A 12,492-nucleotide genomic window follows, 5' to 3' on the forward strand; every position below is an offset into this window, starting at 1 on the left:
GTGCTATAATTTATGTATATAAACGTAATTTGAAAGGAGCTTTCTCATGAAACTCAATAAATTGTCCTTATCTCTAGCGATTACATTGGCGCTAGGATCTACATTCGGCATGGCTCATGCAGAAACTACAACAACTACGAAAGCACCAGTTGTAACGAATGCAAAAGCATCTACACATACTACAACTGCTGCAAAAACAACTGCTAAGACAACACATGCAAAAACAACTGCTGCGAAAACTACACCAGCAGCGACAGCTAAATCTACTACAACTACAGATAAAACTACAACAACTGCAAAAGCAACACAAAAATCTGAGGTTCCTGCAAAGGCTAAAGAAACATTGCCAGCTGGCGTATACCCAGATACAAAGGATAACTGGGCTCGCGATGCCATCCAAGCAATGACAGAGGCTGGCTACTTATCCGGCTATGCAGATAACACATTCCGCCCTGGTAAAAGCATTACTCGTGAACAAGCAGCAGCCATTTACGGCAAAGTGTTGCAACACAATATGAACGAGCAAGAACTTGCTGACTTAGTAACAAAAGAAAATGGCGTTTCCTATTCCGATGTTGAAAGCGACCGTTGGTCCAACACAGCTATTAAATTAGTTGGTGCTGCTGGCGTTATGGAAGGTACAACAAAATCTACATTTGCCCCTGCTAAAGCGATGGACCGCGAAGAATTCGTTGCTTCCGCAGCTAATTTAGTAAAGAAAATAAAACCTGATGCACCTGTAAAATCCGAAAAGGTTACATTCAAAGACAGTGCTAGCATTTCCAAAGCTTATGTAGCGGATATCGAATACATGGCACAACGCGGCTATGTAGCATCCGGTGCAACAACTGCTTTCAACCCAACACAACCTGTAACACGCGCACAAGCGGCAACAATCTTAAACCGCATCTTAAACGGTGAAACAGCCCCTACTACTAGCAAGGCTACCGCTATTAAAGAAGATGCAAAACAAGACGCTGAAAAGGTTGAAAACAAAACTAAAACCGTTGAAAGAGAAGTCGCTAAAGACGTAAAAGCGGATGCTAAGAAAGTAGATACTGATGCAAAGGCAGATGCAAAAAAAGTTGATGCTGCTGTGAAATCTGATGCTAAAAAAGTTGATGCTGATGCGAAAAAGATAGAAAAAGAAGCTAAGGCTAAAAAATCTGACAAGGTTTCTGAGTCTAAAGCAGAACAATCTCCACGCATCGTTCGACCTGTACGTCGCAGCACATTAAAACCACTCGATCAAAAACAACAAGAAACATTGGAAAACAATGTATTCACTCAACTCAACAAGACATATAAAACACCAGAAGCGTTCCAAGACTATGGTGTTATGTACTGGAGAGACAATCAATTGCATGTAGCTTTGAAATCTAATTCCGATTTGGATACAGTTAAAGCTAATTTGGCAAGCCAAGGCAATGCTACTATCAACAACTATGTAGTAGTTGAACCATCTCAATACAGCCAAACTGAATACGATGTTATCGAATCTAATTTCCGTAACTACTACAGCAAAAACGAAAAAGGTGGCAATATTATCGCCGTATTCCCAGACGTTGAAAACAATCAATTATACGCTGTAGTTAGCACTGCAAGCAAAGAAACACAACAAGGTATTTCCAAGGTATTTGGTTCCAAAGTTAAAATGACTGTAAAACGCTAATAGCGACAAAACTCCGATATACTTTAGTCCTTAAGGGGACTTCAAAAACAGCGTTATCTAACGCTGTTTTTGATATATTTACCACATGATTAAGAAGGATATGTATGCAACAGGTATCAACACACACATTACGGGCTCTCATCCTGTCCGCTTTACTTACTACATCCGGTATGGCATTTGCCGCTACACCGGCACAAACACCAAACGCTAATCCAGCGCAACATACTGTAACAACAACGGCAACAGTTCAAGATACAACAGCTACTGAACAAAACAAAACTGCTGTACCTGCTAATACTGTTGTTAATCAACAACTTCGCTCCGGCGTTGTTACGTCTCCAAAGGATATCCAAGATGTGCGACCATACATCTTCTCCGATGTACCAAGTGATTTTTGGGCTTCTAAATCAATTAGTGCCGTAGCAAAGGCTAAATTGATGAAAGGCTATGCGGATGGCACATTCCGTCCTAATCAACCAATGACACGCGAAGAAGTGGCCTCCCTATTCAACAACATTACCGATGATGGCCAAGCAGCGTTCATCTCTAGTCACTTTAAAGATATTACATCCGACCGTTGGTCTGCCCTCGCTATTGAATCAGTAGCGCGCAAGAATATCATCTCTGGCTATGGCGACACTACATATAAACCTGAAAAATATATGTCCCGCCAAGAATTTGCTGTGGTAGCAGATAACTACCTACATTATCTAGGCTATACAACAGATGACCCTACTGTACTCGATCAAGTAGCGTATGGGGACCAAAAATTCGTAGCCCCTTGGGCACAAGACGCAGTGCGTGAATTAGCATACTTAGGATTTACCAACTATGCACCAGGCACGATGTTTAACCCAGAAAAATACGTAACCCGTGCAGAGGCGGCTGAAATTTCCTACCGTATGACACAAACACCACAAGCATTGGCATTCCACAATGCGCTCTACCGTCAACAAGTGGAACGAAAAACATCCAATGTCATCAGCCATGCCCTTCACTATGGTCAAGACTTCACACAATTTAGAAACGATGGCGCTCTCTTCTGGAAGGAAGGTAAATTGCACGTTTCTGTAGTGGACAAAAAACACTTTGATACAGTTCATACAGCACTAGCTGATGCTCACGATCCACAACTCGATAATGCATTAATTGTAAGTCAAGGCAAATTGACACAAGCCCAATTAGAAGACCTCCAATCCGATGCATTGGCGCTTTATCAAAATAAAGAACCTCAAGGTAAAATCATTAGTATTTTACCAACAGATGATACATCTGTATTAGTTATTACGGCTGATTCTGTACAACCTGGAACAGTAAAGGTATTTAAAAAGAAATTTGGTAAGAAGGTAATTGTTCAAACACCGTCTGAAGAAATTCCGACTACGACAATCCAATTCCCATTACCATTAAAACCAACTAAATAATTCGTTAAGCAGCCCTTCGGGGCTGTCTTTTTTTGTCCTATCCCCCTATTCTTCATATAGAACAATACACACAAAAGCCCCTCCGCACATCGCGGAGGGGCTTTTTAGTAAGTATTAAGTTCTATACCACATAAAACAGTCTGTGTACCCTTTTTGGTGCTACGCACCTTGCATTGTTTAACAATACAGACACATATAGTTAGTTTTGTTATTTGGTCACATCATTTTGACGGTCGCGCAAATTGCCAACTGGTACATACACGGTACCAGCACTATGGATTGTATCCACATCTTGTTGAAGAATCATCACTACCGAATAATCTTCAGTTGTGTAGAATTCAGATGGCATTTTGTCGAATGTAGCATTCGCACCAACTGCATCCTTCACTTGTTGATTATTGTTGATAGCATTAACGAGTTCCTTCTTATTCAAACCACCAAGGTCATACAAGGATAATTGACGACCTGTTGTAGTATTGAATGTAAAGCCTTTTACATAATTTACACCATTTGCATCGCCATCACGCATTGTATAGGTGTGAATCAAAACGCTAAAGATACCATTTTTATCCGTTTTTACATCATAGTACATGATGACATTCGTTTTATTGGATTCTTTTTCGTTCAATTTTTGAGTGTCATTTTGAACCTTGGACACGTATTTCTTAATCGTTGTATTGATGGCTTTTTCAACGATAGGGCTAACAGATTTAACCTCTGGGAATACGAGATTCAAATGATCTGTAGTCGCATCTACAGGAGATACGCCTACCTCTTTACGATCCATATAACGATCTGCATTTGGCGCTACCACTTCGATAGTACCACGATCAGTTTTATTCGCTACAGAACGTAATTTTTTGTTTTGCTCTGGCGTAGCCGTGCTAGAGAGACGATATGTCACATCGTGACGATTATTTTGTGCTACTACAGCACCAGTATCCTTTGTTACAGGAATCGTTTCACTAGCGGCTGCCATAGATGTGAGTGGCAATGCGGCAGCCATCATGATGAGAACAGTCTGTTTTAATTTCATGGTTAACCTCTTACTTTGCTTGTTCTTGCTCTGCTTTCATAGCGAGAGCTTCTGCTTTATCAAATTTGTGAGTTACAACACGACGAACTAGATAGAACGCAGAGAAGATGAAAGCAAGTAGACCTAACCAACCAGCTGTACTTTCAAATTCAGGACCAACTAATTCAAGTGGAGATTCACCACCACCAGTTGTAACTGACAATACAATAATAACAGCTATGATTACACCAATCAAGCTTTCACCAACAATCAAACCAGACGCAAATAGAACGCCACGACGATTAGATTGTTCTACATCGTATTCAGCCAATTCACCGGCACGCATTTTAGCGCGAGCAATGAGGTAACGACCTACGAAATAGCTCAAGAAAGAACCGATAATAAGAGGTACTTCCAATGTTGGAGGCAAGTAGATACCCATACCAACAGCCAATGGAGGCAATGTTAAGGAAGCAGTTGTGCTCTTAAGAATCAAGTTAACAATGATTGCTACTACGCCAACACCAACGCCGATCAAGATGTAATTCCAATCCATACTAGCATTGAAAATACCTTGAGCAATTGTAGTCATCAATGTTGCTTGAGGAGCAGATAATGCTGCATTTGGATCCATTTCAGCACGAGGCAACGCACCTGTGAAACCATATGCTTGGTATAACAAGTTAAGAACTGGAGCAATTGCAACTGCACCGGCTACGGAACCAAGTAACAATGCAATTTGTTGACGCCAAGGTGTAGCACCAACGAGTTGACCAGTTTTCAAGTCTTGCAAGTTATCGTTAGAGATAGATGCAATAGCAATAACTACGGATGTCATGAAGATAGCCATAGCTGTAGCAAATTGAACGCCTGCTTCGGTAGCAAACAAATTATTTTCAGAAGCGATGAAGTATACCACTAGAGAAGAAATAATAGTTGCTAGGATACCAATACCAGAGATTGGAGATGCAGATGTACCGATAAGACCTGCCATGTAACCACATGCTGCAGCTACGAAGAAGCCGATTAACAAGGCCACGACAACCCCTACTACAACAAGTGTCCACATCAAGCCTGCACTGATAGGTACAGCGGATACGAAATCCCAGAACGTAATAACCAAACCGATAAGGATGATGGCAAATACGATCAATACAGATTTTGTACTCATATCTGTATCCATGCGATGCGTTTCGCGTTCAGCAGCGCTGCTATTCATGGATTTAACGGAAATCTTCATACCTTCGATGATAGGTTTAATCAAGGTAATCAATGTCCAAATCGCTGCGATACCGATAGCACCAGCACCGATAAAGCGAACTTTAGATTTCCAGATACCCATAGCAAATTTTGCAGTTGCACCACCATCTGGAGCAAACACGTTAGTCAAGTAAGGTACAAAGCCAGCCCACGCGATGAGAACACCAACGAGGATAGCAATACCAGATGCGATACCGATAAGGTAACCAGCACCTAACAACGCTGTGGAGAAGCCCAATGGAATTTGAGTAATCCCTTTGCTGCCTACTGGAAGCCAGAAGCTCATGCTATCGCCAAGAACTTTGAAGCCGTTAGCGCAAAGGCTGATGATACCAGCTACAGCACCACCGGAAACGATGTCTGCCATACCGGAACCAGATTTAGCAACTTCACCACCATTGTGAGAACCGACCTTCAAGATTTCGGCTGCTGCGCGGCCTTCTGGATATGGTAGGTCACTGTTCACTACCATAGCACGGCGCAATGGAATGGTGAATAACACACCGAGGGAACCACCGCATGCGCAAATCAAGAATGTTTGCCAGAATGGGAACCCTTGCCAATAACCAAGCATTAAAAGACCTGGCAAGATAAAAATAATTGCAGATAAGGTACCAGCTGCAGATGCTTGCGTTTGTACCATGTTGTTTTCAAGAACGTTAGAATCCTTGAAGAAACGTAAAATTGCCATTGAGATAATGGCTGCCGGGATGGATGACGAGAATGTCAAACCGACCTTCAAACCTAAGTATACGTTAGATGCCGTAAATATTAGAGTGATCAATGCACCTAATAACATCCCACGCAACGTAAGTTCCGGCAAGTGAAGGTCATGGCTCATAAAATCATGTTTCATAAGTACTTACCTCCTCTTATAAATTAAATAAAACTAACTATAAGCTATATTCATTTTATCGTGTTAAAGCGATGTTGACAATAAATATAACCATATATGTGCTATGTATACACAAATTTATAGATATAAATCAAATATGTATAAAGGTAATAGCCATGTACGCATTATATCTAATTGGTATTTATTATCATTTTCTATTATATTTTTTCGTTTTTCTGTATATAATAGAAAGGAACCGACGATAAGGTCGGCATGTCTTTTAAGGAGGTTGTAAACATTATGGAAACAAGAATTGAATATGATTCAATGGGACCAGTCGAAGTCGACGCTAGACGAATTTACGGACCTCAAACGCAACGCTCGTTCAATAACTTTAAGATCGGTGACCACCGCATCCCTATTGAACAAATCAAAGCGCTTGCGCTTGTCAAAAAAGCATGTGCTTTAACCAATGCAAAATGTGGCGCAGTAACTGAGGAAAAAGCGAAACTCATTGCTCAAGTAGTAGATGAAATCGTGGACGGCAAATGGGATGATGAATTCCCATTGACCGTATTCCAAACAGGTTCTGGCACACAAACAAACATGAATGTAAACGAAGTTATCGCTCACCGGGCTAAACAGTTAGATGAATCTAATCCACTTCATCCTAACGACGATGTAAACCGCGGCCAAAGTACAAATGATACATTCCCAACAGCAATGCATATCTGTGCGTACTTTGAAATTACAAAACGCGTAATTCCTGCATTGGACGGCCTTATTGTATCCTTTGAAAAATTGCAAGAAAAAGGTAAAGGCTTGCAAAAGGTTGGTCGTACTCACCTACAAGATGCTACTTTCATCATGGTAGATCAAGAAATTAGTGCCTTTGTAGACGGCCTAAAAACTGCCAAAACGATGCTCCTTCAAAACGCTGATTATCTACTCGACGTTGCTCTTGGCGGCACTGCCGTTGGTACAGGTGTAAACACACCTAAGGGATATCTAGACGTTATGGAAACCGTATTGCCAGAAGTAACAGGCGCTCCATTCCGCGTTAAGAATAATAAATTCCAAGGCCTATCCTTGAAAGATGCGTTCATGATGGCTCACGGCGCACTTAACACATTGGCTACTACATTGTTTAAGATTGCGAACGATGTCCGTTTCTTAGGCTCTGGCCCTCGCTGTGGCTATGGCGAATGGCATCTTCCTGAAAACGAACCGGGTTCCTCCATCATGCCAGGTAAGGTTAACCCTACCCAATGCGAAGCTCTTGCTATGGTATGTGCCCAAGTATTCGGCATCAATACAACCATGACACTTTGTGCAGGCAGCGGCGCATTCCAATTGAACGTGTACATGCCTATCATGATCTATGATTTTGTTGAAAGCTGTCGCCTCCTCGCAGATGCGATGAATTCCTTCACTACACACTGCATCGACGGCGTAGAATTCGTACCTGAAAAACTTAAATTCTTCGTAGAACAATCCCTTATGATTGCTACTTCCTTAACACCATACATCGGCTACGATAAGAGTGCTAAGGTCGTAAAAGAAGCATACAAACGCGGTTGCTCTATCAAAGAAATCATCTTGGAAGAAAAACTCATGACCGAAGACGAATTTGCTGAAGCAGTTCGCATGAAATAAACCTCTCACATCTCTTTGACATATCTATAACATCCTCTCATACCTCAAATGAACGGAAAAAAGGACGCCATAGTTCTAAATCATTCAGTATATACTACTGAAGATTAGACTATAGCGTCCTTTTGTGGTTTCACCTTATTTCTCACAAATTCTCTCCCTTGCAAAAACTCCCACCAAGCAAATCCAAGTAAAAGTATAATATTTAATAATAGGTTAAAACATATAAATATATGTATAAGGCTACTAGAAATAACCAAGAGTATAAAGCGCCTTTAAATAATTTTTGATGCTTTTGTGTTTCAACCGCATCATAATTTTCACTACTAGGTATATAATACATTCCGATTAAAGAAATCCCCATAACAACTGAAGACCAAAAGAATAATACAAATATCGAAACGACTTCATGAAGTAAACCTAACCCAAGCCATATAGACATACCTAACATTGCCACAATTCTGGCTAATGAAAGCTTACCTTCATGAGTAATTAATTTGTATGCAAAAAATATTATTCCTATTATTATAATTAAGTCCTGAAGCATTACCTATCTATATCCTTTTTTAATCAGATTTAATTTTATCTGTAGCACACGCTCACTCACCGTAACAGATACAAAAGAACCGATATTTCTAGCAACGACTTTCTAAATATAAATCTTATAATAACACTACATGATTAGGTATCTTATCAAATGAAATTATATATTCTGAAAGACTTGTTAATTCTTCCAAATCATTATGGCTTATAACATATAAATGAAGTCCATCATCTTTTTCAACTATATCAGCTCGCCCACCATACCATGGTCTTTTATATGATAATATCTTGCTTTTTATATCTCCATTGAGATTAAAAATCTGTAATTGATTCTCTGCAACAGCTAAACCATATTTATCAGTCACAAATACGTCAAAATACGGAACAGAAATAGTGTTTTGAATCTGAATCTTTTTAAGATCATCTAATATCGTAATATTATTTGCATCCAAACACACTAATTTTTCATTATGAGGAAATGACTCTTTTATTTCACTTTCATAAACAAAATATGCAAATTTTTCATCATAGTCTGCTATTTCATCTATAATACGAACAGAATAATCAATCAATGACAAAGATACTATGCCTTTGTTGGTACGCATTAAAATTATGTCATCACTAAATTTATATAACTGATAAAAATAGAATTCCTTAATATTTTTTGGAATAGGTATTAACTTAACAAAATGGGTATCAATATCTACAAAGCATAAAGACGACTCTAACTTAAATACAATTTTATTTCTCACCATATCTGTGTAAATTGCTTCAATAAGTAATAATTGTTCGCCTATATAAATTCTATTAACTTCTCTCCACTCTAGGTCCAAAACAATTAAACCATTAAGTTTATCATTTATAATCATATAATTTACACATCGCAAAGCAAAAATTATAACATTTTCTGAACTTGGACTTTTTATCTGCTTAATAGGTTCTAATTCTATCATCTACATTCCTTCTATAATTTCATTAGATTATAATTCAGGCCTTCTTACATTAAAAGTAATCCACACTCTCTCTGCTCTATAATATCTTTTAAACTCCTCCCATTTATTAACAGATTTTCTAATAATGGTAAAAAATCATTACATTCTGCTAAAAGATCCTCATCTTTCCAGAGTTGCCATAACGCCCCATAAGTAACAAGCCCATATGTGGAATCATTATAATATATTTCTAACTCCCTGTTACACCTCAAACCTTCAATAACTTCATCATATAAAGAAGCATCTGAGTCACTCATTGATGTTTATTCCTCCATAATTTATCTCGTCGAATATGCTCTCTACCATTCACCATATAAATACTGATATTAAAATTATTACGCTTGCCATTTTCAAACCATTTGCTTAATTAACGTGAAAAGGGGGGCAGATGAAATATAAGTTTATCAGATTCCATCCCAACCCCTCTTTTAGTTATAAAGGATAATAAAAGATTGAGTTACTTTCCTGATCATATACTGCCGAAGTTTTATTATATAACAAGTATAGTACGTATATATTAACCAAAGGCACAAACAAACACAAAAGCCAGAAAATACTGCTATTGCTATCTATCAAGCGTCTACATATCATTGTAATTACAGTATATATAAGATAAATGTATAACGCATATCTTAAAACGGAAGTTTCAATCGTATAAGTTACCACAAAATTATACATAATAAAGGCTAAGAACACATTGAACATATGCCACTGACGAACAGTACTACGCCCATAAAACCATAGGCTATCAATTAAAATACTTTTATAGATATCAACCCAGAAAGGATAGTTATCTTGACGGCTATAATACAACTTTAAAGTCTTAATCTGTCCATCGGTTAAATCATTTCTGTTTCCCCACCATACATCAATAACTTTATTATCAAAAATAATCCCATTAGTTTCAATAACATCAGAATTAGACCATAATTTATCAATTCCAAATGTAAAAAGTAGAAGAGTCCCGTACAAAAAAGGAAAGAACAATTCAGGTGTATCTACGCTCCATAGTACCTCATTCCCAAATATATAGTCAGTAGTGCTTGCAAACCTAAAATTAGAACTAGAAATAGTAATACTATTCCCTAATAGCAAAACCACTATTAAAAAAATTATTATAACGACATTAAGCCAATTAAAAGAATCTTTTTCATAATAATTCAATCTCATATAATTTATACTAAATATATAAAGAGCATAAAGAATAGCACCAACATAAGATATCATATTGTAATCATATTGTGTATACGTTATCCCCGGAATAAGAGATAGTATAAATACATTAGTATCTATCCCTAAAAAAACTAGTAGAGCTATTGAAAGATAAGTTTGTATATTCATCGTAAGTGTTTTAAATTTACTTACATATTGAATTAACTCTACTACTTCAATCTTAAACTTTCTGAATTCATCAACTAAAAACTGTCTCATACTTTTTAATCTTCATCTAAATTCCAATAATTAAGTCTACTATTCTATCAAACTACTGCTTTTGCGTAAATTAAAAACCGATAAAAATACTATATCAAGCAAAAGTACTAAAAATCATCATATTGACTCATGACACAATATACATCAAATTGACGTGGCTGCATCGATCCACTCGTTACTTTTATTACTTCATTCTCCCAATATGGTAATACTTCTTCCCAAAAGACTGACATAGCTAAGGATTGTAATGTTAGATTTCTACAAAATAACTCATCAATATTTTTAAAGATTATTAGAATAGATTTATTTCTATCCCAAAATGCTAAATCTCTCATCCAATCGGAAAAAGCAGCCCAATTATCAACCCGTGTAGGAAAGTTAAAATATAATCCGAAATAAAACCAGAACTTATCTTCTGTTGTTATATCTTTACAATCAAGCTCTAAAACAGAATCATAGTTATTACGTAGATTATCCATTTCTATAAATCCGTCATAAGAGACATATGTTAATTTATTTATATAGTTCACTTGTTTATGACCTCTATCTATTCAGAACTCAGAAAATATACAAAGATTTTTCATCATACAGTTCATTAGCAAAAATATCGCTTATTGTATATCCTTCTAAGCAGGGTATCGTTAAAAAAGTATCTAAATCAGGTTCTTTAATGACACATTCATCATTAACCCAAAATTCCCAAATAACATTATTTGGAGTTATAAAACATTCTAATCCTTTATATGAAAATTCAATTTCTTCATTCATAGCCAAGTAACTTCGTATTTCATTCAATCGATTCATGGTTTTGTTGATAGCTCCCTCTATTAGTCCAAATATATTTGTAAATGTCAATATAAGAATGTACAATTTTGACGATGTACAATGTACAGTTATTCCTTCTGTTGCATATGGTTTCGTAACCGGTATGAATCTCCAGTTATGCTAATCACATGTGCATGGTGAAGTAATCGATCAACAATAGCATTAGCTACTCGCTCATCATGTAAAATGGTAGCCCACTCATCAAAATTAATGTTAGACGTTACGATGGTACTTTTCTTTTCGTACCGTCTATCAATAATTTGAAATAGTAAGTTAGCATCACCTGGTTGTAACGGTAAATAGCCAATTTCATCAATGATGAGTAATTGGTAGCGTGCATAATGCTTGAGCCGAGTTTCTAATCGTCCTTCATCTTTTGCACTCTTAAGGTTTTGAATTAAATCATGGCATTTAATAAAATAGGTGCTTCGTCTGTTACGAGAGCTTTCAATACCTAGTGATGTAGCTAAATGTGTTTTCCCCACTCCGCTAGAGCCAAGAAATACAATGTTTTCAGCTTGTTCCATGAATCCTAATGATGCTAAATCCTTAATTTGCATTTCGTTAATTTGTGGTTGAAATGAAAATTCAAAATCAGCTAGTGTTTTCAAATGAGGAAAATTACTAATTTTCACCATATGGTTAATTACGTTTTGTCGTTTAATATCAACTTCGTAATCACTCAGCTTCAATAACCACTCAATATGAGATAAGCTCTGTGTATTAGCTAATTCAATTGTTTCATCTAGGTGTAACATGCATTGTTTTAGTTTTAGATATGCTAGATTATCTTGTAAGCGTTGGTAATTAGTCTGTAGTGTCATAGATAGCTCCTATCTTTT

Annotated in this window: 12 protein-coding genes; 3 read left to right on the plus strand and 9 right to left on the minus strand. The window is 37.2% G+C overall.

Features of this window, described 5'->3' with window-relative positions:
- The first annotated feature begins 46 nt into the window (after positions 1–46).
- Together VIHSUH07_RS09560 and VIHSUH07_RS09565 are read left to right on the plus strand one after the other, a co-directional pair.
- On the plus strand, positions 47–1,672 hold the full coding sequence (locus VIHSUH07_RS09560) for an S-layer homology domain-containing protein (RefSeq protein WP_105084764.1): 1,626 nt from the start codon (positions 47–49) through the stop codon (positions 1,670–1,672).
- A gap of 104 nt (positions 1,673–1,776) precedes the next feature.
- Positions 1,777–3,096, plus strand: coding sequence for an S-layer homology domain-containing protein (locus VIHSUH07_RS09565; RefSeq protein WP_105084765.1), 1,320 nt, complete (start codon positions 1,777–1,779; stop codon positions 3,094–3,096).
- A 208-nt stretch (positions 3,097–3,304) separates the two neighbouring features.
- Here VIHSUH07_RS09565 and VIHSUH07_RS09570 read toward each other — a convergent pair whose 3' ends face one another.
- Positions 3,305–4,132, minus strand: coding sequence for a hypothetical protein (locus tag VIHSUH07_RS09570; protein WP_005375770.1), 828 nt, complete (start codon positions 4,130–4,132; stop codon positions 3,305–3,307).
- A gap of 10 nt (positions 4,133–4,142) precedes the next feature.
- A complete protein-coding gene (locus tag VIHSUH07_RS09575) occupies positions 4,143–6,227 on the minus strand; it encodes an OPT family oligopeptide transporter (protein ID WP_105084766.1) in 2,085 nt (694 codons plus the stop codon).
- A gap of 279 nt (positions 6,228–6,506) precedes the next feature.
- Between VIHSUH07_RS09575 and VIHSUH07_RS09580 the strand changes: the two genes are divergently transcribed.
- Entirely contained in the window at positions 6,507–7,862 is a 1,356-nt protein-coding gene (locus VIHSUH07_RS09580; protein WP_038124673.1) for a class II fumarate hydratase, read from the plus strand.
- 202 nt (positions 7,863–8,064) lie between these two features.
- On the opposite strand, the gene VIHSUH07_RS09585 is transcribed toward VIHSUH07_RS09580, so the two are convergent.
- The 7 genes from VIHSUH07_RS09585 to istB all read right to left on the minus strand — a co-directional run bounded on the left by VIHSUH07_RS09585 (position 8,065) and on the right by istB (position 12,474).
- Positions 8,065–8,406, minus strand: a complete 342-nt coding sequence (locus tag VIHSUH07_RS09585; RefSeq protein WP_005384156.1) for a hypothetical protein — start codon at positions 8,404–8,406, stop codon at positions 8,065–8,067.
- 115 nt (positions 8,407–8,521) lie between these two features.
- Positions 8,522–9,355 (minus strand): hypothetical protein, encoded by an 834-nt coding sequence (locus VIHSUH07_RS09590; RefSeq protein ID WP_060807417.1) that lies wholly within the window; start codon positions 9,353–9,355, stop codon positions 8,522–8,524.
- Positions 9,356–9,399: 44 nt separating this feature from the next.
- The gene (locus VIHSUH07_RS09595; protein WP_005384158.1) at positions 9,400–9,651 is read right to left on the minus strand and encodes a hypothetical protein; all 252 of its coding nucleotides are present in this window, start codon (positions 9,649–9,651) and stop codon (positions 9,400–9,402) included.
- A 175-nt stretch (positions 9,652–9,826) separates the two neighbouring features.
- Positions 9,827–10,825 (minus strand): DUF805 domain-containing protein, encoded by a 999-nt coding sequence (locus VIHSUH07_RS09600; protein ID WP_105084767.1) that lies wholly within the window; start codon positions 10,823–10,825, stop codon positions 9,827–9,829.
- A 107-nt stretch (positions 10,826–10,932) separates the two neighbouring features.
- Positions 10,933–11,304 (minus strand): barstar family protein, encoded by a 372-nt coding sequence (locus VIHSUH07_RS09605; RefSeq protein WP_233187851.1) that lies wholly within the window; start codon positions 11,302–11,304, stop codon positions 10,933–10,935.
- A 79-nt stretch (positions 11,305–11,383) separates the two neighbouring features.
- A complete protein-coding gene (locus VIHSUH07_RS09610; RefSeq protein WP_016476385.1) occupies positions 11,384–11,629 on the minus strand; it encodes a hypothetical protein in 246 nt (81 codons plus the stop codon).
- 89 nt (positions 11,630–11,718) lie between these two features.
- Positions 11,719–12,474: an IS21-like element helper ATPase IstB gene (gene istB, locus VIHSUH07_RS09615; RefSeq protein WP_005382493.1), complete on the minus strand. Its 756-nt coding sequence runs from the start codon at positions 12,472–12,474 to the stop codon at positions 11,719–11,721.
- Between the last annotated feature and the right edge of the window lie 18 nt (positions 12,475–12,492).

It is taken from the genome of Veillonella sp. T34266-5 (assembly GCF_002959815.1).
Taxonomy (GTDB): Bacteria; Bacillota; Negativicutes; order Veillonellales; family Veillonellaceae; genus Veillonella; species Veillonella atypica.